Origin of the sequence: Prevotella sp. CAG:592 (genome assembly GCF_000436015.1) — a bacterium.
Lineage (GTDB): Bacteria > Bacteroidota > Bacteroidia > Bacteroidales > Bacteroidaceae > Prevotella > Prevotella pectinovora.
The window spans coordinates 1-25,441 of the sequence record NZ_FR892558.1 but is presented as its reverse complement, the minus strand read 5'-3'; the positions used below and the strand labels follow the sequence as shown (position 1 = coordinate 25,441).

The window sequence follows — 25,441 nt, the reverse complement described above, 5'->3', positions numbered from 1 at the left end:
AGTTGACGCACCATTTTATGTTTGTTGTCGTTTTTCTGAGTAATGTCTTGTCAACTCGTTTGTTTGTATGCTCATCAAATATTAATCTTCTGTTGTCAATTCCCGGTTTATTCCTTCAATGTAGTCGAGCACTTCGTCTCTTCCCAAAGCCTTGTCGCTGCTTGTCACGAAATAGGGAGGCAGTTCCTCCCATGTTTCTTTTAGGGTGTCCATATATTTGTTGGCTGCTTTTTGCGCCTTCTGCATGTTTCCTATTTTATCAGCCTTGGTAAAGATTATAGAGAATGGTATGCCGCTTTGTCCCAACCATGTTATGAAGTCGGTGTCAATTTTCTGTGGGTCGTGTCTGATGTCTATAAGCACGAATAGATTTACAAGCTGTTCCCTCTGCAGGATATATGATTGTATCATCTGTTCGAGCTTACGTTGCACGGTCTTGGACCTCTTGGCATATCCGTATCCGGGCAGGTCAACTATATACCATTCATTGTTGATTATGAAATGGTTTATGAGCAGGGTCTTTCCTGGTGTGGCAGATGTCTTGGCCAATCCTTTGTGTCTGCAGAGCATGTTTATGAGACTAGATTTGCCAACGTTGCTTCTGCCTATGAATGCGTATTCCGGCTTGTTGTCGTTTGGACATTTGGTTGTCTCAGCACTGCTTATGACGAATTCCGATTTGTTTATTTCCATGTTTATGTTTTTCTCTGTTATTGTCCTGTCATGAAAAAATGTGTAGGGTATGGCAATTTATCATAGACTCCTTCGTATGGTTTTCATGATTAGGCTTTATGTGTCGTTTTGCTTCACTTTTTTTACATGAAACATTATCAGTCAAAATGTTTCAGCCTTGCTATATATTTGCCGAGAATGTCAAACTCGATGTTTACCACTGTTCCCACCTGTATATCGCAGAAATTCGTGTTTTCCCTTGTGTATGGTATGATGGCGACAGTGAAGGTATTGTCGGTTGGTTCGCAAACCGTGAGCGACACTCCGTTCACCGTTACGCTACCTTTGTCCACTGTAAAATATCCACGCTGTGCCATCTCTTTGTTGTTCTTGTATTCAAAGGTGAAATATGTGCTGCCGTCGGCATCTCTCATGTCGATGCACTTTGCTGTCTCGTCAACATGTCCTTGCACTATATGTCCGTCGAGTCTTCCATTCATTATCATCGACCTCTCCACGTTCACTTTGTCTCCCACTTCGAGTAGTGAGAGATTCGTTCTGTCAAGTGTCTCTTTCATAGCCGTCACGGTGTATGTATTGTCCTTTATCTCCACTACGGTCAGACATACACCGTTGTGAGATACGCTTTGGTCTATTTTGAGTTCGTTTACAAATGAGCATGTGAGTGTAAAATCGATATTGCCACCATATCTGTGTATGTTGGTCACAGTAGCGAATTCTTCTACTATTCCTGAGAACATATTTATAAAAGTTTTTATGATTTAAAATTTCAAGAAGAAAAGCGGTGTTTCGTGTCTTGACGAAGTGCCACCGCTTTTGTATTTAAAAAAAGACCGCACCGATGATGTGATGAAACTCCGAGCTAGAAAGATTTGAGAGTTCTCCGCCTTTGTAATCCACCGGCTTTACAGCTATCCTCATTGCTGGGGAATGTGGCCCGCCATTAGCAAAAGAAATCATCTCGGTTTTCGTTTTATTATTGATGAGTATCCCGATCGAACCGATACGGTCTATTTCTTTTGTATTTCTTTCGTGTTGCAAAGATAATGCTATTTTCTCTTATTGCAAATTATTTGCATTAAATTTTGCTTTTCATTTACAACAAGACATGAAAATTGTTTTGTCTTCTCTCATGATACACTTATGTTTCAATCGCATTTCATCTTTGTTTTTTCAGTCGTGTTTTCTTGCTTTACATTATCTTTGTTTGTCTTGTTTCCTTGTTTGAGTTTTTTCTTGCATCCTGCAATCATCTTCTGTATCTGAATCACTCTTGCGCTTTTGTCTTCCGGATATCCGAATTGTTCATAAAATGATAATGCGGAGTCTAGACAATCGAGAGTGTTCTGCCATTCTTTGCTGTTCATATAGCAGTAGGCTAGCCTGAAGAACACATCGCCTTTTTCTTTGCCATAGCATACGGTAAGCGTTTTCTCATATAGCGGTATGGCCCTGTCGTATTCTTCGAGCAGGAAATGGCTTTCTGCATCTGCAAAGAAGTACACGCTTCTTTCGTGTGGGGCATAAACTTCCAGGTCTGCTATATACGGGTCAAGGTATCTGCAGGCTTTGTCATATTCCCAGGTATAATAGAAGCATAATCCAATATACGCCTTGAACCTGGGGTTCAGCTTGTATCTTTTATCGAGGCGCGTCAGTATATTTCGCGCCTCGATGTATTTGCCGCTGCTGAAGTATTCCAGTGCTATTGTCAGCTGTTCTTTGTCAGGCATGCCATTGACTGTTTGTCCTGGCAGTCTTGTGTTGCAGACAGCAGTGATGAACATGAAGATGATCAGAGTTCTGATGCCTCTCATTCTCCAGTATAGAATTTAATTAGTTTTGTGAGAGCGTTTTTGCATACGATGCAGAATTCCTTGCAGGCGTTCGTTCTCATACGGCAGTCCTGCACCCCTCTGTATACACCTTTGGTCCTGTATCCAGCTCCTTCAAAGTATCCCACTTTGTTTTTTGCCTTCTTTTCGTCTTTTGTCTCAGGTGTAGGTATCGGAGTTCCTTTCTCTATGAGGCTTTCCCATTTGCCTTTGAAGTCGGCAAGGGTGGTGATATTGGCCTCCCATGGTTCTACGTCGAGAGGAAACATCGGAATCTCTTCCCAATCGTAGGCGTATTCATCTGCGAGTCCTGCGAAGCTGTGTCCGAACTCGTGTACGATGACAGGCTTGAATGATTTGTGTCCTGTGGAACTCAGGTTATAGTAGTTCAGTATACCTCCTCCGCCATAAACATCGGTGTTTACCAATATGATAATATGTTCGTATGGAGTACCAGCGAGCCAGTCGTGTACCTTTTTCAGGTTCAGTGTCGTAAGGTATCTCTCACTGTGGAAAGTGTCGAAGTTGGATCCCAATGCAGTGTTCTTCCATATGCCCTTGGACGGTACACTCGTCCCGCTCTCTTCTGATACCGACTTCACAGCAATGACATTGAATCTGTCTTTGTATTCCAAGAATGGTTCGTGAGCGAAGATTGCGTCAGTCGCAATCTTGACATCATTGATGTATTTCTCCATTTCGGTTTCTGTATATCCTTCTGCAAGGAAGGCAATGTTGATGCAGTTTGAGGTGTCTGCAGCCTTGTGAATGACGTCGTATGGCGTAGGGTGACTGCCTTTTTTGCTTATCAGCACGTCTTTGGGGGCAATGGTCTCAGTGATTGAAGCCACGGTTTCTCTCCTGTTGTTCTTCAGTTTGATGGTCACTTCGGCGGAATCTTTAGGCATAGGCATGAGGATGACATTTTCAAACGATTTGTTTGATGTCCTGGCCTCGTCGTATGTCTGCCATTCCTGGAAGAGGGTAGAGAGGGAGTTTCTGTAAATCACCTTTCCTGTCTTGTGGTCTCTCATTTCAAATTGAGCGTTTCCCTCCACCGGAAACTCTCCGAGTCTTGTCTTTCTTCCATACCATCCTGGAATGGAATTCATGTTGTCCACGAAGATATGCTGCTCGTTGGCGTTACCTCCGAAGATACAGTTTATTCTCAGGGTGTTTTCTGTGAAATACTTGTTGAAGTCTTGTGCCTTCAATGATGTCGTCTGGCATCCAAGAGCCACGACTGAGAGTAATAATAGCTTTTTTGTCATAGTGTCTTGTCGATAATGAATAATTCCTTGTTGTTGTCATAGTCGTTCATCAGAGTCTTGATATAGTCTCTGTTCCAATCGTCTATGTGCAGTTTCGTTTCTCCATACATCAGAATATCGATGTCGAGAGTTATTCTGTTCATCAAGTCATTCTTCTTGCTTCTCTCACATCGTTTTTCTAGTTGTTTGAATGCTTTCGTGATTTGCGACAACGTATGCTTCGTCGTGGAGAAACAGATGCAGTTGATAAACTTCTCCGATTCTATTCCAATGGGGTCTGTCCACATTTCTTTGGTAAACACGGTATCGTTGCCCAGCATGAAAGCCAGTTTCCGCTTTGCCAGTGTGATATTCTCCTTGGCGTTGAAGTTGCTGCCTATTGAGACGATGATTCTTGTTCCTTTGTCCATCCTTTTCGTATTAGTATAAGGTCCTGGAATCGGTCCTGTAGATTTCATGTCCATGTTCAAGTGATAATTCTATCCTCTTGTAGTTGGATGTGGAATCTACAGAACCGCATTTCTCGTTATTGTTTCTTGTCAATCAATACTGTTTTCATTTCTTGTATTTCTCTATCAGTGAAGTAGCCTGGCTGTTGCCCAGATTTTTTGCCTTGTCGAGGTTCGCCAGTCCCTCCTCCTTTTTGCCGGAGTTTATCTGTGCCAGTCCGAGGATGAGGTATCCGTCTGAATAGTCAGGAGCTTCTTTCACACATTGTTCAGCAGTCTGCATGGCTTCGCTGATAAGGTTGAGTCTGAGTTGCAGTGATGCTTTTTCAGCCTTGAAGGATGTTTCATCAGGGGCTAGATATATGGCAATGTCGATATCTGACAGTGCCTGTTTGAAGAGTTTTGCCTTAACTTCAGCTTGTTCTCTGACGTAGTAGAATTGGGGAGTTTGTCTTTTTCCTTCAATCACCTCGTAGCGTGTATAGTCGAACACTGCCTGACGGTAGTTCTCCATCCTGTTATATACGTCGCCTCTCATGATGAAATATTTTGCGCCTTCTTTCACGTTGAGCGTGTCGATGTTGTTCACTGCGCTGTCGAGCAATGCGAGCACTTCTGTGTCAGGAGCCTTCATCATGTCCTTACATTGAGCTGCATTGTAATACAGATCGCCGTTTTTCAGTTTGCTGTCTGTAAGCGCCATAAATGTATCATAAGCCTTCTGGTAGTCTTTCTTGGCGAAGAGGATCTGTCCTTCCAGATCTTTGTATATTGGCAGCGCGTTTATGCTGTAAGCCTTTGTCACTTCGTCGATGGCCTTGTCAAGACTCCATGGGGCGTAGGCGATATCGCTTCTGTACAACTCCTTCATATACATCAGCTTTGCGTAGTTGTAATGGATTTCGTCTTTGGGTTCTGTGCGGTCCACAGCTGTCTCCATTGTCTTGCGTGCTGCTTCAAAGTCGTTTCTGTTTACCTCAGCTTCAGCCTTTGCCACATAGCCGTCTGCAAGGGTGGGGAAGGCGGTTATGAAGTCGCTTGTTGTCGCCTCGCTCTTCAGGGAGTCGTTGCTCTGTGTGGCGAGCATCAGAGCCAGCATGGCTTGGTTCTTTTCCGTTGGCAATGCTGCAGGTATACCTATTTTCCTGTATGTGTCATCGGTGACCGACAGTCCGCTTGTTGTCAGCTGCATTATGAAGGCTGCATCTGTGGCGTGAGCTTCCGTCGATGTCGTTGATGTCTGCAACAGTCCTGCCACTTCACCATTGTCGTTGACGAACGGGCAAGCTTCAGTTGTCTCCTTTGCGTAATAGTCGAAGATGTAGTATGAGAACTTATCCATGAATTTCTCCACACTCTTCACTGTCGCTGCTTCTGGTTTCGCACTTTTGTTGGAGTAGGGCAGAAGCCACAGTTTGCCGCCTGGCGTAGTTGCAGTGTTGGCGATGGCTGCAGGTTTCGTGTTGCCATCCACTTTGAATTTCACCACATCATAAATATCGTTCAGTCCCAAGATGCGTGTTACGTCCTTCTTGTTTCCTTTTGCATCGATTGCTACAGCTTTGCTGGCGCCTAAGAATGGTTTCAGGTTGCTTATTGCTTCACCGCTCTTGCCTACGAACACTCCATGACTTGTGGCATGTATGCTTCCGTCCGCATTGAATGTGGTCAGCGTGAACACGCTTTCCGATGCTTTCTTTACGGCTGCCGACTGTGCTTTTACTGTTGCTGGCAGAATTAATGCTGCCAATGAGAATATCAGTTTGAAAATTGTTATATGTTTCATTTTATATTTGTTGACGGATTGATAAGGGATTCTTCTTGCCAAGCAAACGGGTTTACGGGCATTTCATGCTCCCAACAGGTCCTTGGCATTATGCTTTGCTGCATCGGTGATGTCTGATCCGCTCAGCATCTGCGCTATCTCATTTACGCGTTGCTCATCATTGAGTCTTGTCATTGTGCTTTCAGTTCCGTTCTCCGTTTCTTCCTTATACACCTTGTAGTGTGTAGTTCCCCTTGCAGCAATCTGTGGCAGATGGGTGATGCTTATCACCTGTCTTTCGCTTTGGGCCATTTCCTGCATTATCAGTGCCATTTTTTCGGCAATCTTTCCGCTCACTCCTGTGTCAATCTCGTCGAAGATGATTGTCGGGAGTTTCACGGCGTTGCTGATCATGGCTTTCAGCGAGAGCATCACTCTTGCGATTTCTCCTCCTGATGCCACCTGTGAAATAGGCATCATGTCGCTGCTGCTGTTGGCACTGAATAGAAATGCCACGGCATCACAGCCGTCTCTTTGGAACTCTCTCGGTTCGATGCTTATGCTGAATCTCACCTTTGGTATTCCCAAAGGCACTAACCGGTCTTTCATTCCTCTCTCCACCGTTGTCGCTGCCTTTCGTCTTGTTGCCGTCAGTCTGCCAGCCACTTCCTTGCAGTTTGCATTAGCCTCGGAGAGTTTCTGTTCCAGTTCCTTCAGTCTTTCGTCACCATTGTCAATGTTGAGGATCTTCTGTTCCAGTTCGTCTCTTTTTTCTATGAGCCTGTCCACGGAGTCCGTGTGGTGTTTCTGTTCCAGTGAGTAAATCATGTCGAGGGTTTCGTTTACCTGTTTCTGTCTCTCCGGATCTATCTCTATTCCGTCCATGCTTGCCCCCACTTCCTGTGCTATGTCTTTCAGTTCTATATGGCAGTCCTCCATTCTCTCTACCATGCCGGCAGCTTCGGGATACACGTTGCTGATGCCAGCCAACGTCCTTGCAGCTTCGCGTATGTCGTCTACGAGACTTCTCTCGCCGTTCCCGTTCAGCATGACGTCCACTTGGTACAGTGTGCCTTTTATGTCTTCCACATGGTTCAGCTTTTCTTGTTCTGCTTCCAGTTGTTCCTGCATTCCGTGTTGCAGATTTGCAGCCTGCAGTTCATTTAGCTGGAATCTGTAGAATTCCTCGTTCTCTATGGCTTTCTGCATTTCCCTTTTTGCTTCAGCCACATTGTTGCGCGCTTTCTGCAATTTGTCGTATGCCGAGTGGTATTCTTCAAGTAATATTGCATTTTGTGCCATAATGTCGAGCACTTTCAGCTGGAAGTCCTCGTTGCCTAGCATGAGGTTTTGGTGCTGGCTGTGTATGTCGATGAGCTGTTCGCCGAGTTTTCTCGTAATGGCGAGTGATGTCGGTGTGTCGTTGATGAATGCCCTGCTCTTTCCTGAAGCCAGAAGTTCCCTTCGCAGTATGGTGTCGTTGGCATCATATTCAATGTCGTTCTCGTCGAAAAACGCTTTCATGTCGTATCTCGAGAGGTCGAAATGAGCTTCGATTACGCATTTGTCAGCTCCTTTCTTTATCTGTCTGGAGTCAGCTCTCTGTCCGAGCAGCAGGTTTATGGCTCCGAGTATGATGCTTTTTCCGGCTCCTGTTTCTCCTGTTATCACAGAGAACCCAGGAAAGAATTCCATATCGAGCGTGTCTATGAGTGCGAAATTCTTGATATATAGTTGTTTCAGCATTTCTGTTTTCTGCTAAAGTGGTTAAATAGAGAGTATATTCGGTAAGAAAATCATTTGAAAATCTTCCTCCTTGTCATTCTTTTATCTTTTCCCACGAGTTGTTCTGCGATGGGTTGATGGAGAACAGCAGTTCGTATATGGCCTCTTTCTCCTTCTGCGTGCCCTTGCCCTTATAGATGTTTGCCAGCTCGTCTTTCTTGAAGTCAGTCCATATAGCAGGCAGACTGCTCAGCGGCTTGTCGTCATGAGCCTTCTTGAGATTGGTTTCGAGAGCGGTGGTGATGTTCGTCCTTCCGCGTTCCACATTGTTTGCCATTTCGTCGAGTCCAGTTCTGTAGTAGTCATACTGCAGTTGTCTGAACGGTTTCATCGCTCCGTCGAGGTAGTCGTTTATGATGGCGAATCTGTTTCTGTCGGTCTCAAATGATTTCCATCCCGTGAAGTTCAGGTTCTGGGCATTGTTGGTGAGGTTCATACAGCGCTGCAGTATGTCTTCACCTCCCATTGGTGAGAAGCTGTCGAGGTTGAGTCCGATGATGAGATAGGCGTAATAGGCGAATAGAGCCGTCAGTTGGTTGTCTATCTGTTCTTCATTGAAGTTGAGCTGGTCGAACTGTGCGAACTCGAAGTTGAAGTCGTTGTCCTTATTATTATATAAGGTAGTGTTATATGCCGAGTTGTATACCGGTCTGTTTGCCTGTATTAGTGCATTGCATGTGAACTTGTTCGATGACTGGTCGTATTTAGTCACCGTTATGTTGAAGTTGCACACGATTCTTTCGTTTTTCTGGAATTGATAATCCGTCCACTGCCTGTCGTTGACAAACTGCTCCAGCGTCTCCTTCAGATTGTCGAAGACGCTGGCATCGGTGCCTTGTATCTGGTTGTGGTTGATAGTTATCTTGGCTATCAGCTCCTGTGCTCCGGCGGATACCGTTGCCACGATGAGCAGTGCATACAGACAAATCAGTCGTATTCTCATGATGTGTAGTGGTTTATGTCTTTTTGTTAGAGAAATCATCATTTCCAAAGTTTCTCCATCTCGTCTACGATGTCGCTTGCCACCTCTGTCTTCGGCTTTTTCTGATAATCCTTCTTGCCGTCTGGCGAAATAATGGAAATCATGTTGTCATCGCTTCTGAAAGTGGTGCCTTCATTGCGTGTGGAGTTGAGCACTATGAAGTCAAGGTTCTTCTTCGCAAGTTTCTTCTTTGCGTTCATCTCCTCGTCGTTGGTTTCCAGTGCAAATCCGATCAGCTTCTGTCCAGCCTGCTTTGCCTTGCCGAGAGCGGCGGCAATGTCGTGGGTCGGACTTAGCGTTATCACGAGGTTGTCGTGCTCACGCTTTATCTTCCTGTCGCTCACGTGGCTAGGTTTGAAGTCGGCAACTGCCGCACACAATATCGCTGCATCCTGGCTGGCGAAGCATTCTGTGGCTGCCTTATGCATTTCATCGCAGCTCTCAACGTCGATTCTTTTTATCATGTCAGAACATTTCATCGTCACTGGTCCGGCGATAAGCGTTACTTCAGCGCCTCTTCTCGCACATTCTTCAGCCAGGGCGAAGCCCATCTTGCCGCTTGAGTAGTTGCCTATAAAGCGCACAGGGTCGATTTTCTCGTATGTAGGTCCGGCGGTAATCATTATCTTCTTGCCCTTGAGTGGCAGTCCTTCCTTGCAGGCAGGAGTGTGGCACGTGTCTTCAAACGCGTTGTCATTGTCTTCGAAGAATGCGTCGAGCTGTCTCACTATCTCTTCCGGCTCTTCCATTCTGCCCTTGCCCTCAAGTCCGCTGGCAAGAAATCCGCTCTTGGGTTCGATGATATGGTTGCCATAGCCCAGAAGCGTATTCATGTTCTGCTGTGTTGACGGATGGCGATACATGTCGAGGTCCATGGCGGGAGCTACGAACACTGGTGCTTTCATCGAGAGATATGTGGTGATGAGCATGTTGTCGGCAATGCCGTTTGCCATCTTTCCAATCGTTGATGCCGTGCATGGTGCTATGAGCATGGCGTCGGCCCAGATACCGAGGTCTACGTGTGAGTTCCAGGTGCCGTCTCTCTGAGAGAAGAATTCGCTGATGACCGGTTTGTGGGTCAGTGCCGACAGCGTGATGGGAGTGATGAACTCCTTGCCTGATGGCGTTATCACGACCTGAACCTCTGCCCCAGCCTTTATCAGTCCACGGATGATGTAGCATGCTTTGTATGCCGCGATGCTACCTGTTATGCCGAGAACGATTTTCTTTCCTTTCAGCATCCTTGCCCCCTCCTCAGATCTCTCATCTTGATGCGTGTCAGTACCTGCTTGGTGTCGCTCGTGAAGTCGCTTGTGAGCATCCAGTTGTAGTAACCCGGATCGCGGCGCAATGCTTCTTCAACGGGCACTCCCTTGTATTTGCCGAAGTTGAACACCTCCTGTTTCATGGGCTTGCCGTCGGTGTCTAGCATAGGCTGTCCGTTGGCGTCTTTCATTTCCTTCCATACTACGCGTCCGGCGAAGTCCACGTTGTCGTTCTGTTTTGAGAACTGTGCCAGAACGTCCATGTCGTTCTCCAGCTGGCGTTCTTCTTCCTCTTGCTTCCCAGGCGCATACATGTCGAGTTCTCCCATGAGCACACGATATGTAGCCTCAGTGTCCTGGTCGGCGCGGTGGGCGTCGAAGTCGTCCTCCATTTTCCTTCCGCAATAGAACTTGTACGCTGCAGCCAGATTACGGCGCTCCATCTTGTGGAATATCGTCTGGGCGTCGATTAGTCTGCACTGGCTGAAGTCGTAGTTGATGCCTGCACGGTAGAATTCCTCAGCGAGCATCGGCAGATCAAAGTGGTTGGAGTTAAAACCGGCGAAGTCGCAGTTTGCGAATTTCTCTGCCAGTTCCGGGGCTAGGGCCTTGAATGTGGGCTTGTCTGCCACATCGGCGTTTGATGTGCCGGTCAGTTCAACCACCTCCTGTGGAATCTCCTTTCCTGGGTTCACAAAGATATTCTCCCTCTCTTCTTTTCCGTCGGGATATACCTTTATATATGATAGTTGGAAAATTCTGTCTCTCACTATATCGAGTCCTGTAGTCTCAAGATCGAACACTACGAGTGGCCTTGTCAGATTCAGTTTCATCTGTATATTATGTGTGTTATGGTTAATTTAATATTGTTTTGTCAATGCAATCTACCTGTTTTAGATGGGCAACTCACCATTATTTTATACGCAACCAGGTTGTTTTTTGACAAGCAACCAGCCTTTTTTCTGTTGTCAAAGGGTTTGTACACGTTTTCTGATGGTGTTTATGCCTTATCTGAACCAAGGAACAAGAGAAGGACGTCATAGTCTTTTGCCATTCAGAATGGTGTCAGGCTGTGTTGATTCCTTTTCTTATTCCTTGTCGTCTGGCATAGGGGAGAGGTGCTCGGCCTTCTTGGCTTGTCGGTGCTCCCCGGTATTCCCTGCCGTTTTGTTTGTTGCCTATATATGTTTGCCCTTTCTGGTTTTAGTCGTTCAGCAGCATCGGCATGATGAGCATAAGGATATTCTGCCCCTCAGGCTGCTCTGATGGGAAAATGAGGCACGGACGGCTTGGGTCGGCAAGCTCCATCAACACTTCGTCGCTTGTCAGGCTTGAGAGGATCTCGACGAGCGAAGGGCCTTTAAAGCCGATACTCATAGGAGTTCCGTTGTAGTCGCATACTATGGTTTCCTTTGCGCTTGTCGCGAAGTCGATGTCCTCTGACGACGCCTCCACCTGTCCGATGCCTAGGCGCAGACGGATGGACTGGCTGCTCTCGCTTGCGAATGGCAGGATGCGCTTCACCGAACCGAGAAGAGCCCTGCGGTCGATGGTCATCTGGCATGGATTGTCGGTTGGAATCACAGAGTTGTAGTTGGGATATCTGCCTTCTATGAGTCTGCACTTCAAGTTGCCTGCTGCGAATGTCACCTCTGCATTGAGGTTGTCGAAGCGTATCTCTACAGGTGTGTCGTAGTGGGTCAGCGCGTTCTTGAGCAGTGTGGCGGGTTTCTTCGGCAAGATGAACGACACAGGCTCTTCGTTGGTGATGCTCAGTATCTTGTTTCTCACGAGCTTGTGTCCGTCGCTTGCCACGATTGCCAATGCCTCTTGGTTGAGGTCAAAATAGAGACCGTTCATCACAGGTCTGATTTCCTCGTTAGCTGTGGCAAACAATGTGCGCGAGATGTTGTCGGCGAGGATGCCGGATGGTATGGTGATTGTCGTTGCCCCGTCGCCTACTGGCTGTGCCATAGGGAATTCATCGGCATTCTGTGCCGTGAAGGTATAGCCTCCGTTCTGGAATGTAATGCTCACGGAGTAGGTGTTCAGGTCTACTGTGAGCGTGACTGGCTGCTCCGGCAGGTCTTTAACGGCGTCGATGATGGTGCGGCTGCTGATGGCGAACCTTCCGTCGGAATCAGCCTCGTCGAGTTCCACACTGGTGGTGAGCTCGTTCTCCTTGTCAGAAGCGGTGAGCGTGAGCACTCCGTCCTTTACATCAAAAAGGATGCAGTCCAGAATCTGTAGTGAGTTCTTGCTGTTAAGCACTTTCGACAGTGTAAGAAGGCGGCTGCTTAGCACCGCGCATGACAATGTGATTCTCATTATTGTGTATTTTATTGTTGTTTTTTATTGTTGTTTATCGTTGTCCTTGCTTTGCCGGACGCTATTTTCTTCTTATTTTACGACCTGTTGGCGTCTGGCAGATAACGACTACAAAAATACAAAAAAACCTTGTGGTGAGCAAAAAATAAAATGAAATGTTTTTATTTTTAAAACTATTTTGGTAATTTCGCAGAACAAACCATAAAGAAGGAAAAACAAATGGAAATACAAGGAAAAGTTATAGCTGTGCTTGCCCCTCGTGAGGGAACCTCAAAGACGGGCAACCCATGGAAGGTGCAGGAGTATGTGATAGAGACAGAGGAGCAGTACCCCAAGAAGATGTGTTTTGAGGTCTTCGGCAACGACAGAATCAGCCAGTTTGCCTCCATGCTCGTTGTTGGCAACACTGTCAAGGTGTCGTTTGATATCGACGCACGCCAGTGGAATGACCGTTGGTTCAACTCTATCCGTGCATGGAAAGTGGAGCTGCCAATGCAGGAGCCTATGGCAGAGATTCCGCAACAGGCAATTCCGGAACCATTCCCGCCAGCACAGCCGGAAGCTGCCGCTACAGGCGAGTCTACTGATGATCTGCCTTTCTAAAGCAGAAAACCGTCGATTGAGCAAACGGTTTTTCCCGTTGTAGTGACAGGGAATTGATATTGTCGCAAGAGGTGTAATGCTTCTTGCGGCATTTTTTTGTGTCCGCAATTGTTCGTTTTTTCCCATATATGTGAATAACCGGACAACGATAGAATTGCAAATTTATTTGAAACAATTAGGAAATATGAGTACTTATTAATGGAATGGAATATGTAAGTGGTTGAAAATAATTTACAAAATAGTCCCAAAAGTCCCAAAGTCCCAAAGTCCCAAGACGATTCTTCATTTTCTATAATATATTATATATCAATGTATTATCATTATATTTACAAAATATAGTGCACTTATGGGACTTTGGGACTTTGGGACTTTTGGTACTTTTGGTACTATTTTGTAAAATAAACGGATTCAAACGCATGGATTCACTTTTACAATATGTTCATCGTCGGTAGCCTCTGAAAGTATTTTTATTCATTTTTCGTAGATACCTACATGGTATAATGTTCCAAATGTCGGTTTCCAATATGCTAATAAAAATCGGTCATCAGGAATTGTGGATAGTCTTCAAGACCTATCCGTCAATCACCTGATGACCGATGCGCCTTTATGTCAAGGCAAGAATTATGCTATATGGGCTTCTGATAAAGGACCCCACATGATGTGCGTCATTATTTGATGTTTGGCTCCTCCAGACCGAAGCCCTTCTTCTTGTCGAGTGCCTTCAGATAGATGGCGAAGAGAAGGGCAACAACGCCGAAGCTCGCAAACACTACGAGTGGCACCGTGTAGTCGTAAGGAATGAAGTCTGCACCCGCCTTCTTGGCTGCTATAACGGCAGGGTTGTTCTCATTGGTAGAAGCGAGCAAGTTGCCGATGAGCTTTGGCACGAAGCAAAGACCGATGTTCTGAACCCAGAAGATAAGGCAGTATGCAGAACCGAGAATCTTCTCGTCGATAATCTTTGGAACGCTTGGCCACAATGCAGCCGGCACGAGAGCGAATGAGATTCCGAGGAGCACGATGGTGGTGTAGGCAATCAGCGGGCTCTTTGTCTCTGGCAATACGAATGCGAACACGAGATGGCAGCAGATGAGAATCAGCGCACCGCCCATGAGCATCGTAGCGCCTTTGCCCTTGCGGTCGAGGAAATTGCCCAGGAATGGAGTGATGACAGCAGCACCGATAGGGAACCAACGGAAGATGTTGGCAGCATCGGATGGAGAAATTCCGTCGAGGTTACACTGCAGCATGTTTGCGCCATAACGCTGGAATGGGAAGATGGCTGAATAGTAGAGCACACAGAGAAGGGCAACTATCCAGAACACCTGTGAAGAGAAAATCTTGCCAAGGTCGCTGAACTTGAATTCCTCCTCAGACTCTCCAGCCTCTTCAGACACACCGAGCTGCTTGTCGAGTGTCTTGTCCATGAATGTGAACACGATGAACGTAATCAGACCGATGAGCAGGAGGACGGTGCAGAATGCTATAGGAGCTACTACAGTGCCGAATTTGCTCGCGATGATTGGTGAGATTGAGAAGATGGCGAACACACCCACACGGGCGATAGCCATCTCGAGACCCATGGCGAGAGCCATCTCCTTGCCCTTGAACCACTTTGCGATGGCCTTTGAAACTGTTGTTCCTGCCATCTCACAACCACAACCGAAGAGCATGAAGCCGAAGCATGCCATCTTGGCGCTGGCAGGAAGAGACACCCACCAGGTGTTGAGCCAGTCGTGAAAACCGGTCGTGGCAAACCAATCAGAGATTCCGATGAGCTTGATCAGCGCTCCGATAAACATCATAGAGGCAGACAGGACTCCTGTGAAGCGAACGCCCATCTTGTCGAGGATAATACCGGCGATGATGAGGAAGCCCATCACGTTGACGATATACTCAGAAGCGGCATAAGTTCCGAACGTGTCAGGACCCCAGCCTTTTTCGCTCTCCATGAGAGCTTGGATTGGTGACATTACATCGACAAACATGTAGGCGAAGAACATCATGGAAGCGATAAGGATGAGGGCTGTCCAGCGTGCCCATGCCTTGTCATTTAATAGTTGTTTAACTGTTTGAACCATTTTAATTCTTTTTTTAATTGTTTTTATTTTCCTTTTTCTTTTATATTTTCATTTGAAAAGTTTATTTCTTCAGCCACTTGTCAAGCCAGTTGAAGTATGTGCGCTGCCAGAGAACGCCGTTCTGTGGTTTCAAAACCCAGTGGTTCTCGTCGGGGAAGAGCAGCAGTTCTGCAGGAATGCCTCTCAGGCGGGCTGCATTGAAGGCTCCGAAACCTTGGTTGGCATTGATGCGGTAGTCCATCTCGCCATGGATGCAGAGTATAGGAGTGTCCCATTTGTCAACGAAATGGTGAGGAGAGTTGTCGTATGTCCTCTTGGCATTGGCAGTCTTGTCCTTGTTCCAGAAGGCATCGTCGTATTCCCAGTTGCTGAACCAGGCCTCCTCGGTGTCGGTATACATAGACTCGAGGTTGAAAGCACCGTCGTGGGCGATGAAACACTTGAAACGTCCGTCGTGATGGCCTGCGAGGTAGTAAACGCTGAAGCCGCCGAAGCTTGCACCAACGGCACCGAGACGGTCTTTGTCAACGAATGGCAGTGTGGCAGCGTCGTCGATAGCGCTGAGATAGTCTTTCATGCACTGGCCAGTCCAGTCGCCGCTTATCTCCTCGTTCCATTCAGAACCGAAACCTGGCAGTCCGCGGCGGTTAGGAGCAACCACCACGTATCCGTTGGCTGCCATTATCTGCATGTTCCAACGGTAGCTCCAGAACTGTGATACAGGACTCTGTGGGCCGCCTTCGCAGAAGAGCAGAGCAGGATATTTCTTGTTCTCGTCGAAATCAGAAGGCAATACCACCCATACGAGCATGTCCTTGCCGTCGGTAGTCTTCACCCAGCGCTCTGTCACCTTGCCGAGAGAGAGTTGAGAAAGGATTTCCTTGTTCTCCGAAGTCAACTGCTGTACCTTCGACTTCTCAGCCTTTTTCTCCGGCGTCACCACGAAGATGTCGTTTGGTGCCGACATGCTCTGGCGGATGGCAAGCAGCTTGTTGCCGCTGTTGGCAAGAGATACGGACACGAAGTCTGCGCAGTCGTTTGTCATCTGCTCCACCTTTCCTGTCAGGTCGGTGCGATACATGTTCACGCATCCGTGCCATACACCGATGAAAGTGATGGTCTTGGAATCTGCCATCCAGCAGAAGTCATCCACGTTGGAGTCGAACTTCTCTGTGACATACAGCTTTGTGCCGGTGGCGAAGTCATAGACGCAGAGTCTGTTTCTGTCGCTCTCATATCCGTCGTGTGCCATGCTCTGCCATGCAATGCGTTTGCCGTCGGGCGAGAACTTGGGGTTGATGTCGTAGCCAGGGTTGTTCTTCAGATTCTCGGCAGAGTTCACAGCCTGGAATTTCTTTGACTTTGAAGTGTCGTTCTTGGGTGCTACGTATCCGGCTGGCTTGCAGAGGTTCTTGGTCTGCTTTGTAGCCAGTTCATAGAGATATATGTCAGAATCTGTAGAAGTGGCATATTCCACTCCTGACTTCTTTCTGCATGTATATGCAATGCTCTTTGAATCAGGGCTCCATGCCAGCTGCTCCACACCTCCGAATGGCTTCATGGGACACTCGTATGGTTCGTCGGCAAGGATGTCTGTGCCTTCGGTTATGCCCTCGGCTGTGACATCAGCCAAGAAAGGGTGGGGGATAGTCTCCACGTATTCGTCCCAGTGGCGGTAGTTCAGGTCGGTGATGAGCCTTCCGCTGGCCAAAGGCAGGTCTGACGGATTCTTCTTGATGCTCTCATGATAGGCTATCTGTTTCACGAGGATTACCTGTGTGCCACTTGGCGAGAACTTGAAACCGTCTATGCCGGTCTTGTCGTGGGTCAGCTGCCTGCGGTCTGTTCCATCGGCATTCATAGACCAGACCTGTCCTCCGGAAATGAAGGCGATGCGTTTGCCACCCTCTATCCATGCTGGATCAGTCTCGCTTGCAGAAGCTGTAGTGAGCTGACGGATGTTCTTGCCGTTGGCATCCATGATGCAGATTACCTGGCGACTCTTGTTCTGTTTCACACTGTAGTAGCCCACCTGGTATACGATGAGCTTTCCGTCGGGTGACGCCTGGGCAGATGCAATTCGTCCCATTGCCCAAAGGGCCTCGGGAGTCATCTTGTTGCTGCTGAGCGTGACGTTGCTCTTTCCGATTGTTTCCACTGTGGTCTGTGCTTTTAGGCTATGGCATCCCAATGAGAGAGCCATGGCGATGATAATTGATTTTTTCATAATATAGAAGGTAAAAAAGCCTGCGAGGAATTCCGGCATTATGCAACGCCTGGAATCCTTTACAGACTTGTTGTTTGATACTTAGTGGCCCTTTCTTCTTTCCATCTCCTCGCGCTGCTTGCGGAGTTCCTCGGCCTGCTTCTGCATGGCCTCGAGTCGTGCGGCAAGTCCGCTGGTCTTCTTCGGGTTCTTCTTGTTTTCCTCGTATTTGGCCTCGAGGATAGACAGAAGCTTCTCATCGTTTGTGGTCTTGCGCAATGTCCACATGATTGCAGCGCTGAAGAAGAGTGATATGAAGTAGTAGAAGTTCAGTCCGGCAGAATAGTCGTTGAACATGAAGAAGAACATCACTGGCATGAGATACATCATCCACTGCATTGCCTTCATTTGTTCAGCCTGCTGGCCAACCATCTGGTCTCTCTGCTGGCGCATTGTCATCATTGAATACAATACGTTGGCTACACAGAAGAGGATACACGTGAGACTCAAGTGGTCGCCGATGAGCCACAGATTGGTGTGCCACTCTATGATTGGGTCGTAGGTAGATAGGTCACTGATCCAGAGGAAGCTCTCACCTCTTAGCTGTATGGCGTTAGGCACGAAATTGAACATAGCAATCCAGATAGGCATCTGGATGAGCATTGGCAGACAACCGCTCAGGGGGCTGACGCCATACTTGGAATATTCTGCCATCATTGCCTGTTGCTTCATCATCTGGTCTTCTGGCTTGTCGTATTTCTTCGTTATCTCGTCGAGCTTTGGTTTCAGCACACGCATCTTGGCCGAAGACATGTAGCTCTTCTTCACAAGCGGGAATGTGATGAACTTGAGGAGCATAGTGATGAGAATCAATACGATACCCATATTAATGTCGAGCTTGGTGAGCCAGTCGAAAACGTAAATGGTGAACCATCTGTTGATGATTCGGAACAGAGGCCATCCCAGATAAACCAGGCGCTGCATCTCAAGGTCTTTGCCGAACTTGCTCTCTTCCTCTACGTTCTGCAGCAGACGGAAATCATTAGGACCATAGTAGAACTCTAATTCTGTAGGCTGCTTTCCAGTCGGGTCAAAGAATGTTTTCATCTTTGCTCCGTACTGCTTCAGATAACCAGAACCCTTCTCCTGCGGAATACTTGTCATCTTGGCATTCTTGCCGAAGTCCTTCTCTGCTATCATTACGGCACTGAAGAACTGGTTCTTGAATGCAACCCAGTCGATGTTGTCCTCAACAGTCTCGTCGGTCAGTTCCTTGCCCTCGTTAAGATAGTCGGTTCCGCCTTCGGTCAGATGGTATGTGAGCGACGCATAACGGTTCTCGAAAGTGAAGCCCTTCTCCTGCTGACGACATTTGTCTGTCCATTCCACATCAATCGCGTTGTAGTTCGGAGAGAACATTCCTGCCATGCCGTTTGCCTGAATAGAGGCATGTAGCATGTAGTCTTTGCCCAGCTTATATGAAATAGTGAGAGATTTTCCGTTAGCTGTTGCTGCAGTGAACGTTACCGTAGAGTCGGTGACATTTGAAGGCGTGAAATACATGTCACTCGTCACGAGGTTTGTCTCCTTGCCTGCAAGCATGAATTTGAGTTGCTGGTCTTTAGCGTCAAAGAGCGTCACGTCATTGTTGCCGTTGCGGTCGGCGAACCCTTTGATTACGGCTTTCTGTACTGTGGCTCCCTTTGTGTTGAGCGTGAGTTCTACCTTTTCGTTGCGGAGTGTCACGTCTGTTGCCTTTCCTGACATCACCTCATGGAAGAGGGCTGTGGTGTCTGTTGCCAGCGCCTGGGCGTTTGCCTTGGCTGCGGCTGCATCGGCAACCTGTTTTGCTGCTGCTTTCTTCTTCTCCACATTGGCTATGGAGTCTTGCACTCTCTGCTGCTGGGCTATTTCCTCGTCTGACGGTTTGTTGTACCAACTGAAACCGATGAGCAATGCTGCGATGAGCACAAAGCCCGTGATGGTGTTTTTATCCATTGTCAAAAATAAGTTGTTTTTCTGATAAATATTGCGTTATTAACCGGTTGTCATTTCTTACCCTTCTTGCAGGCTATAGCTGTTTTCACGAAGTCAAGGAAAAGAGGATGCGGTTTGAGCACCGTACTTGAGTATTCCGGATGGAACTGTGTTCCGATATACCATTTCAGTCCTGGTATCTCCACGATTTCAACGAGGTCGCTCTCTGGGTTGCGTCCCACACATTTCATTCCTGCACGCTCGTATTCCTGCTCGAAGCTGTTGTTGAACTCATAGCGATGACGGTGGCGCTCCTGTATGTGTTCCTTCTTGTAGATTTCAAAGGCGCGTGATCCTTGTTTCAGTACACATTCATAGGCGCCGAGTCGCATCGTTCCACCCAAGTCGGTGATGTTCTTCTGGTCTTCCATGATGTCGATCACGTTGTGCTCCGTCTTCTCATCGAGTTCACGGCTGTTGGCATCTTCATAGCCAAGCACGTTTCTCGCGAATTCCACAACTATCATCTGCATTCCGAGACAGATGCCGAAAGTTGGAATGTCGTGAGTCCTGGTGTAGTGGGCTGCAACGATCTTGCCCTCTGTTCCACGCTGTCCAAATCCGGGACATATCATTATGCCGTCCATTCCCTGCAGCTTTTCTGCCACGTTCTCCTCAGTGAGCTTCTCACTGTTGATGAACGTAATGACGGTCTTGTGGTCGTTGTAGGTGCCGGCTTGAGAGAGGCTCTCCCTGATGCTCTTGTATGCATCCTGAAGGTCGTATTTGCCGACAAGACCTATATGTACTTCTTCTGTGGCTTTCTGTCTTCTTTCGAGGAAGCTCTTCCATGGTCCGAGTGCAGGAGTCTCTCCCGGCTCAATGCCCATCTTCTTGAGGATTGCCGAGTCGAGTCCCTGATTCTGCATATTGACGGGCACTTCATAGATGGAAGGCAGGTCTTCGCTTTGTACGACGCAGTCGAAGTCGACGTTGCAGAAGGATGCCACTTTCTTGAGTATTCCGTCTCCGAGGTGTTTCTCGGTTCGCAGCACGAGAATGTCGGGCTGTATGCCGACGCTCTGAAGCTCTTTTACGGAGTGTTGAGTTGGTTTGGTCTTCAGTTCTCCGGCTGCTTTGAGATAGGGTACGTAGGTTAGATGTACGCATACTGCATTCTTGCCCAGTTCCCATTTCATCTGTCTTATCGCCTCAAGGTATGGGGCGCTTTCTATATCGCCTATCGTTCCTCCGATTTCCGTTATTACGAAGTCGTAGTGGTTCTTCTCTCCGAGCAACTTTATGTTCCTCTTTATCTCATTCGTGATATGCGGAACTACCTGAATCGTCTTTCCCAGATAATCGCCACGTCGCTCCTTGTCTATCACAGCCTTGTATATGCGTCCTGTGGTGAGTGAGTTCGCCTTTGTGGTCTGAATGCCTGTGAACCTCTCGTAGTGTCCGAGGTCGAGATCTGTTTCCATACCGTCCACGGTGACGTAGCATTCACCGTGTTCATACGGATTCAGGGTTCCTGGGTCGATGTTGATGTAGGGGTCGAATTTCTGGATTGTGATATTGTAGCCCCTTGCCTGTAATAACTTACCTATTGAAGAAGAGATAATTCCCTTGCCGAGCGATGATACTACACCGCCAGTGACGAAGATGTACTTGGTTTCAGTCACGGTCTTGTTGTTTTTATTGTTTATAATATTCAAACGATTTGCAAAGTTAACAATAAAAACATTTATAGCCAAAGGATTAGCTTTTTTTCGCTTTTTTCTTCTATGAAGAATTATGGGTCAGCGGATTGAGGTTGGTTTAGAAGAATAAAAAAAAGAGAATGACCGAAATCATTCTCCTTGTGTCGGGGTGACAGGACTCGAACCTGCGACAGCCTGGTCCCAAACCAGGAACGCTACCAACTGCGCTACACCCCGATTGTTTGTCTTGACAATCTTCTTGTTCCTGCAACTCTTGTTGTGTTTGTTTCTTGATTGCGGGTGCAAAGGTACGGATTTTTTTTGTTTCTGCAAAACTTTTCAAGAAAAAAGCATTAAATTGCATGCTCTTTTTTTAATAGTTTACAGAGATTTTCCTAAAAACACAATTTCCACATTATTAAATATTGTTTTTACCTTACCCGTATTGCAATTGTCTGATTAATATCAGAGCTGGGAAGGGGATGGATTATAGACGAATGGTGGTCTGTCACATCCCCTTTGTTGGTTTGCAAGCATTATTGTTGTATTATCCTCATACTAGTGAGTGGCTGTCAATGTATTTTAGCATTTCGTTTTTGTAGCTTTCTGAGATGGGGAGATATTGGTCACCGATAACAATGCGGAAGCGATCGACCAGTTCCACTTTGGGCATGTGTACGATGTATGATCTGTGTATGCGCATGAATTCTGGCGAAGGAAGGTATTCCTCCACCTTCTTCATGTTCATTAGAGACATGATGTTTTTAGAACTGTCAGTGAAATAAAATTTTACATAGTCTTTAACACCCTCTACATAAAGGATGTCGTCGAAGTTGATTTTCTGCAGCTTGTATTCGCTTTTCACGAACACGAACCGGTCTTCGCGCATTGTCTTCTGTCTGTCTTGAATGTCAAACCACTCGAGGGCCTTGTTTGCAGTCTGCAGGAATCTCTCGAAACTGATGGGTTTCAGAAGATAGTCGAGAGCATTGACATCGTAGCCGTCAATCGCATATTGGTTGAAAGCCGTAGTGAACACGATTTTCGTTTCCTTGCTGATTATCCTTGCAAATTCCAGTCCGCTGAGTTCCGGCATCTGGATGTCGAGGAATATCAGGTCGATCTTTTTTTCGCGTATGGTCTTTATTGCTTGTGTGGCACTGTTGTACACTCCTTCCACTCTGAGGAAGGGCACCTTCTGAGCATAACTTTCCAGCAGCTCTGCTGCCAGCGGCTCGTCATCAATTATCACGCAGTTTAGTGTCATAAATATATATGTTAGAATAATAAATCTTGTTATTGTCTTTTGTTCCTTTTTCCCATGTATACTTTTTGTGGTAGGCAAGTTCGAGGCGTTTGCCCACCTGTTCAAGGCCGATGCCGTGACCGCTTCTGTCGGTGTCGTTTTTGGGGAAATTTGAATTTTCTATCTCGCATGCGATATGGTTGCGGTCGGCATATATGTTTATGTGTATGAAACTGTTTTCTGCCGTTCCTATACCATGCTTGAAGGCATTCTCTATCAGCGAGATAAAAATTAGGGGAGCAATCCTCAGTTCCGTGTCTTTGGGCACGTTGACGTCGATTTGTATCTTGGTAGTCTTCGGAATGCGGATTTTCATAAGGTTGATATAGCTGTGGATAAACTTAATCTCATCGTCGAGTCTGACGAAGTCCTGCTGGTTATCGTAGAGGATATGCCTGAGCATACCGCTGAGTTCCAGTATCGCCTCTTGTGCTTTCTGCTGGTTGAAGGCTGTGAGGGCATAGATGTTGTTGAGGGTGTTGAGCAGGAAATGAGGATTGACCTGATTCCTCAGGTTCTTCAGCTCTGCATCCTGTTTTGCCATCTCTGCTTCCCGACGTGCCGTTTCTGACGACTGCCATTTGATTGACAGTATCGACATGGCTGCTATGGCTGCAGTAACAGTCATGTTGAAAACGTTTCTCAAAATGAATATCAAGTCCATCAACGCATTCGGCTCTCTCATCTTTTTCATCGGATGCAGGTGATGTTCCGGATGGAAGAATACCCTATGGCTCACCTGAAACCAGATATGTAGCCCTAATCCCATTAGTATCACCAATGCTATGGTATATGTCCAGAACTTACGCTTTTGTCCTTTGAGCAACAGTTTGGGCGTGAGGTATAGATAAGTGGTGTAGAACACCAGCATCATGGCAATTGGTGTGGAAAACATCGGTATCAGCTTGTCTGCTTCAAAACGGTCACCTCTATCGAAGAATGTGAGCGGGGATATTAATATCACGAGCCATACGGCAACGTGGATAGCGACAAGGGCCTTCTTGTATGAGTTCATGGCGTTGAGTTTGTTCTTCTTATATTTAATCATTCATATCTGAGAGCCTCGATAGGGTCGAGCTGTGCTGCTTTCTTTGCCGGATACCAACCAAAGAACACACCTGTAAAGGTACACACGGCGAAGCTCATGACGATACTCCATGGCTGTATGTATATCGGCCAGTGGGCAATGAGGTTGATGGCATATGATGAACAGACTCCTATCAGTACGCCGATAATGCCTCCTGTCACGCTGAGCAGTATCGCCTCGATGAGGAATTGGTTAAGGATGTCCACTCCGCGTGCTCCAACGCTCATTCTGAGTCCTATCTCCTTGGTTCTCTCTGTCACGCTCACATACATGATGTTCATGATTCCGATGCCGCCCACTATAAGTGAAATGCCTGCCACACATCCCAGCAGAATGGTCATCATATCTGTGGTTGAGTTCATCATTGATGCAAGTTCCTCTTGTGAGCGTATGTTGAAGTCGTCATCGTCGGTCTCCTGCATGTCTGTGGCCTCTTTCAGTTTGTGGTTACGACGCAGTATTGTGGTTATCTCGTCTGTAGCCTTGTCTGTAAGCCCTTCTGTTATTGCAGAACAGTTGATGCTTCCGAGATACGTCTGTGCGAGTATCCTCTTCATTACAGAAGTGTATGGGGCAAGCACGAGATCATCCTGGTCCATACCCATCGTGTTGTATCCTTTCTTCTTCAACACTCCGACGACTCTGAAAGGTATGCTGTTGAAACGCACCACACGCCCGATGGGATCGCTGCCGTCGGGAAAGAGATTGTCAACTACGGTCTGTCCTAGAACGCATACCTTTGCGCTTGACTTTATGTCTTCATCTGAAAACATATCTCCATCGCTCACGCTGAGTTGGCGGATTGAGAGATAGTCGGTGTTCACTCCATAGATAGTAGATGGGGTGTTGTTGTTGCCGTAGATGAATTGTCCGCTTTTATTCACCACCGGACTTATTGCTGAAATGTACTTACATTCGTCTTTAAGCGACTGATAGTCGGCAAGTTTCAGGGTTTCCATTGATGAGGCATCCTGTCTCACTCCGCCTCTCATGTCGGCTCCAGGGTTTATCATTATCATGTTAGAGCCCATCTCGGCAATGTTTGCTTGTATACTTTTCTTTGATCCCTGGCCTATGGCAAGCATGGCAATGACCGAAGCCACGCCAATGATAATGCCGAGGGCTGTAAGGAAAGACCGCATTTTATTGGCGGCTATAGCTCTGAGGGCTATCTTGAAAAGATTGCTATAATTCATTGTTCTGTCCTCATTGGTTTATTCGTCGGTGCTTGGCGGTAATTGTGCAAGTGCTTCGGCTGCCGACTGTATGTTGTTGTTGTATTCGTCACTTATCACCTTGCCGTCTCTGAGCATGATGTTACGGCTCGAATAGTTGGCCAGGTCGGGATTGTGTGTCACGAATATTATAGTTCTTCCTGCAGCGAAGAGTTTCTGGAAGAGCACGAGGATTTCAAACGATGTCCTCGTGTCGAGATTTCCTGTAGCTTCGTCAGCAAGTATTACGGCAGGGTTGTTCACCAAGGCACGGGCTATGGCCACACGTTGCATTTGTCCACCTGACATCTGGTTGGACTTGTGGTATAGGCGGTCACCCAATCCCACTGCCTTGAGGGCTTCAATTGCCCTGTCATGTCTTTCTGTTGACGAAACGTCTGAGTTGTACATCAGGGGAAGCTCTACGTTCTCTATGCTGGTGGTCTTTGGCAACAGATTGTAGTTCTGGAATATGAAACCTATTTTTCTGTTGCGCAGCACGGCTCGTTGTGGTCTTGACATTGTTCTCACCGATACCCCGTCGAGCAGATATTCACCGCTTGATGGAGTATCGAGGCATCCGAGCTGGTTTAGCAATGTAGACTTTCCGGAGCCCGACTTACCCATGATGGTTACGAATTCACCCTCGTATATCTTGAAAGAGACGCCCCTCAAGGCATGTACCATCTCATCGCCTACAAGAAACTCTCTTTTAACGTTCTGTAATTCTATAACGACTTTTTTACTGTCCATATTGTTCTGATTCATGAATTTATTCAAGTTCCAAGCACGTTTTTATCCCAAATCGCTTTCTATGTTAATATCCAAATGTTTTGACCATTATTTTCAATTTATGCTGAGATTTTATATTCAGGGGTGAATGTTTGGCGA

Annotated in this window: 20 protein-coding genes and 1 tRNA gene; 1 reads left to right on the top strand and 20 read right to left on the bottom strand. The window is 46.9% G+C overall.

Features of this window, described 5'->3' with window-relative positions:
• Positions 1 to 81: 81 nt before the first annotated feature.
• From yihA to dnaN, 11 genes are all read right to left on the bottom strand, one after another.
• Positions 82 to 693 carry a ribosome biogenesis GTP-binding protein YihA/YsxC gene (yihA, locus tag QVO99_RS04595; RefSeq protein WP_022316426.1) on the bottom strand — a complete coding sequence of 204 codons (612 nt, stop codon included), beginning with the start codon at positions 691 to 693 and terminating at the stop codon, positions 82 to 84.
• Between the two features lie 137 nt (positions 694 to 830).
• Positions 831 to 1,433: a riboflavin synthase gene (locus tag QVO99_RS04590; protein WP_022316425.1), complete on the bottom strand. Its 603-nt coding sequence runs from the start codon at positions 1,431 to 1,433 to the stop codon at positions 831 to 833.
• A gap of 408 nt (positions 1,434 to 1,841) precedes the next feature.
• Entirely contained in the window at positions 1,842 to 2,510 is a 669-nt protein-coding gene (locus tag QVO99_RS04585; RefSeq protein WP_022316424.1) for a tetratricopeptide repeat protein, read from the bottom strand.
• Positions 2,507 to 3,799: a M64 family metallopeptidase gene (locus QVO99_RS04580; protein ID WP_022316423.1), complete on the bottom strand. Its 1,293-nt coding sequence runs from the start codon at positions 3,797 to 3,799 to the stop codon at positions 2,507 to 2,509. Before QVO99_RS04580 ends, QVO99_RS04585 begins: the two co-directional genes overlap by 4 nt.
• Positions 3,796 to 4,209 (bottom strand): 2-amino-4-hydroxy-6-hydroxymethyldihydropteridine diphosphokinase, encoded by a 414-nt coding sequence (locus tag QVO99_RS04575; protein ID WP_022316422.1) that lies wholly within the window; start codon positions 4,207 to 4,209, stop codon positions 3,796 to 3,798. Before QVO99_RS04575 ends, QVO99_RS04580 begins: the two co-directional genes overlap by 4 nt.
• Before the next feature lie 145 nt (positions 4,210 to 4,354).
• On the bottom strand, positions 4,355 to 6,034 hold the full coding sequence (locus tag QVO99_RS04570; protein ID WP_022316421.1) for a tetratricopeptide repeat protein: 1,680 nt from the start codon (positions 6,032 to 6,034) through the stop codon (positions 4,355 to 4,357).
• A gap of 63 nt (positions 6,035 to 6,097) precedes the next feature.
• A complete protein-coding gene (gene recN / locus QVO99_RS04565; protein ID WP_022316420.1) occupies positions 6,098 to 7,759 on the bottom strand; it encodes a DNA repair protein RecN in 1,662 nt (553 codons plus the stop codon).
• 73 nt (positions 7,760 to 7,832) lie between these two features.
• Positions 7,833 to 8,741 (bottom strand): DUF4835 family protein, encoded by a 909-nt coding sequence (locus QVO99_RS04560; RefSeq protein ID WP_022316419.1) that lies wholly within the window; start codon positions 8,739 to 8,741, stop codon positions 7,833 to 7,835.
• A gap of 38 nt (positions 8,742 to 8,779) precedes the next feature.
• On the bottom strand, positions 8,780 to 10,021 hold the full coding sequence (coaBC, locus tag QVO99_RS04555; protein WP_022316418.1) for a bifunctional phosphopantothenoylcysteine decarboxylase/phosphopantothenate--cysteine ligase CoaBC: 1,242 nt from the start codon (positions 10,019 to 10,021) through the stop codon (positions 8,780 to 8,782).
• Complete coding sequence (locus QVO99_RS04550; protein WP_022316417.1) at positions 10,015 to 10,878, bottom strand: 3'-5' exonuclease; 864 nt, start codon at positions 10,876 to 10,878, stop codon at positions 10,015 to 10,017. The genes coaBC and QVO99_RS04550 overlap by 7 nt, the downstream gene beginning before the upstream one ends.
• A 370-nt stretch (positions 10,879 to 11,248) precedes the next feature.
• Positions 11,249 to 12,373 carry a DNA polymerase III subunit beta gene (gene dnaN / locus QVO99_RS04545; RefSeq protein ID WP_022316416.1) on the bottom strand — a complete coding sequence of 375 codons (1,125 nt, stop codon included), beginning with the start codon at positions 12,371 to 12,373 and terminating at the stop codon, positions 11,249 to 11,251.
• A 219-nt stretch (positions 12,374 to 12,592) separates the two neighbouring features.
• Between dnaN and QVO99_RS04540 the strand changes: the two genes are divergently transcribed.
• A complete protein-coding gene (locus QVO99_RS04540) occupies positions 12,593 to 12,976 on the top strand; it encodes a DUF3127 domain-containing protein (RefSeq protein WP_022316415.1) in 384 nt (127 codons plus the stop codon).
• A gap of 668 nt (positions 12,977 to 13,644) precedes the next feature.
• Here the strand turns inward: QVO99_RS04540 and QVO99_RS04535 are convergent.
• From QVO99_RS04535 to QVO99_RS04495, 9 genes are all read right to left on the bottom strand, one after another.
• A complete protein-coding gene (locus tag QVO99_RS04535) occupies positions 13,645 to 15,057 on the bottom strand; it encodes an MFS transporter (RefSeq protein ID WP_022316414.1) in 1,413 nt (470 codons plus the stop codon).
• Between the two features lie 61 nt (positions 15,058 to 15,118).
• The gene (locus QVO99_RS04530; protein ID WP_288176961.1) at positions 15,119 to 17,284 is read right to left on the bottom strand and encodes a S9 family peptidase; all 2,166 of its coding nucleotides are present in this window, start codon (positions 17,282 to 17,284) and stop codon (positions 15,119 to 15,121) included.
• Positions 17,285 to 17,365: 81 nt separating this feature from the next.
• On the bottom strand, positions 17,366 to 19,261 hold the full coding sequence (yidC, locus tag QVO99_RS04525) for a membrane protein insertase YidC (protein WP_022316412.1): 1,896 nt from the start codon (positions 19,259 to 19,261) through the stop codon (positions 17,366 to 17,368).
• Between the two features lie 50 nt (positions 19,262 to 19,311).
• Entirely contained in the window at positions 19,312 to 20,925 is a 1,614-nt protein-coding gene (locus QVO99_RS04520; protein WP_044072024.1) for a CTP synthase, read from the bottom strand.
• Positions 20,926 to 21,107: 182 nt separating this feature from the next.
• Positions 21,108 to 21,180: transfer RNA gene (locus QVO99_RS04515), tRNA-Pro, on the bottom strand.
• A gap of 316 nt (positions 21,181 to 21,496) precedes the next feature.
• Positions 21,497 to 22,210 (bottom strand): LytR/AlgR family response regulator transcription factor, encoded by a 714-nt coding sequence (locus QVO99_RS04510; protein WP_022316410.1) that lies wholly within the window; start codon positions 22,208 to 22,210, stop codon positions 21,497 to 21,499.
• A complete protein-coding gene (locus QVO99_RS04505) occupies positions 22,185 to 23,297 on the bottom strand; it encodes a sensor histidine kinase (RefSeq protein WP_022316409.1) in 1,113 nt (370 codons plus the stop codon). Before QVO99_RS04505 ends, QVO99_RS04510 begins: the two co-directional genes overlap by 26 nt.
• Positions 23,294 to 24,532, bottom strand: a complete 1,239-nt coding sequence (locus tag QVO99_RS04500; RefSeq protein ID WP_022316408.1) for an ABC transporter permease — start codon at positions 24,530 to 24,532, stop codon at positions 23,294 to 23,296. The genes QVO99_RS04505 and QVO99_RS04500 overlap by 4 nt, the downstream gene beginning before the upstream one ends.
• Before the next feature lie 18 nt (positions 24,533 to 24,550).
• The gene (locus tag QVO99_RS04495; protein ID WP_042519608.1) at positions 24,551 to 25,303 is read right to left on the bottom strand and encodes an ABC transporter ATP-binding protein; all 753 of its coding nucleotides are present in this window, start codon (positions 25,301 to 25,303) and stop codon (positions 24,551 to 24,553) included.
• Positions 25,304 to 25,441: the final 138 nt, after the last annotated feature.

Coding starts and splice junctions, on each gene's coding strand:
- recN (WP_022316420.1), bottom strand. CDS start 7,759: ATGCTGAAACAACTATATATCAAGAATTTCGCACTCATAGACACGCTC.
- QVO99_RS04590 (WP_022316425.1), bottom strand. CDS start 1,433: ATGTTCTCAGGAATAGTAGAAGAATTCGCTACTGTGACCAACATACAC.
- QVO99_RS04550 (WP_022316417.1), bottom strand. CDS start 10,878: ATGAAACTGAATCTGACAAGGCCACTCGTAGTGTTCGATCTTGAGACT.
- QVO99_RS04510 (WP_022316410.1), bottom strand. CDS start 22,210: ATGACACTAAACTGCGTGATAATTGATGACGAGCCGCTGGCAGCAGAG.
- QVO99_RS04580 (WP_022316423.1), bottom strand. CDS start 3,799: ATGACAAAAAAGCTATTATTACTCTCAGTCGTGGCTCTTGGATGCCAG.
- QVO99_RS04505 (WP_022316409.1), bottom strand. CDS start 23,297: ATGATTAAATATAAGAAGAACAAACTCAACGCCATGAACTCATACAAG.
- QVO99_RS04540 (WP_022316415.1), top strand. CDS start 12,593: ATGGAAATACAAGGAAAAGTTATAGCTGTGCTTGCCCCTCGTGAGGGA.
- QVO99_RS04535 (WP_022316414.1), bottom strand. CDS start 15,057: ATGGTTCAAACAGTTAAACAACTATTAAATGACAAGGCATGGGCACGC.
- dnaN (WP_022316416.1), bottom strand. CDS start 12,373: ATGAGAATCACATTGTCATGCGCGGTGCTAAGCAGCCGCCTTCTTACA.
- coaBC (WP_022316418.1), bottom strand. CDS start 10,021: ATGCTGAAAGGAAAGAAAATCGTTCTCGGCATAACAGGTAGCATCGCG.
- QVO99_RS04585 (WP_022316424.1), bottom strand. CDS start 2,510: ATGAGAGGCATCAGAACTCTGATCATCTTCATGTTCATCACTGCTGTC.
- yihA (WP_022316426.1), bottom strand. CDS start 693: ATGGAAATAAACAAATCGGAATTCGTCATAAGCAGTGCTGAGACAACC.
- QVO99_RS04500 (WP_022316408.1), bottom strand. CDS start 24,532: ATGAATTATAGCAATCTTTTCAAGATAGCCCTCAGAGCTATAGCCGCC.
- yidC (WP_022316412.1), bottom strand. CDS start 19,261: ATGGATAAAAACACCATCACGGGCTTTGTGCTCATCGCAGCATTGCTC.
- QVO99_RS04570 (WP_022316421.1), bottom strand. CDS start 6,034: ATGAAACATATAACAATTTTCAAACTGATATTCTCATTGGCAGCATTA.
- QVO99_RS04560 (WP_022316419.1), bottom strand. CDS start 8,741: ATGAGAATACGACTGATTTGTCTGTATGCACTGCTCATCGTGGCAACG.
- QVO99_RS04530 (WP_288176961.1), bottom strand. CDS start 17,284: ATGAAAAAATCAATTATCATCGCCATGGCTCTCTCATTGGGATGCCAT.
- QVO99_RS04575 (WP_022316422.1), bottom strand. CDS start 4,209: ATGGACAAAGGAACAAGAATCATCGTCTCAATAGGCAGCAACTTCAAC.
- QVO99_RS04495 (WP_042519608.1), bottom strand. CDS start 25,303: ATGGACAGTAAAAAAGTCGTTATAGAATTACAGAACGTTAAAAGAGAG.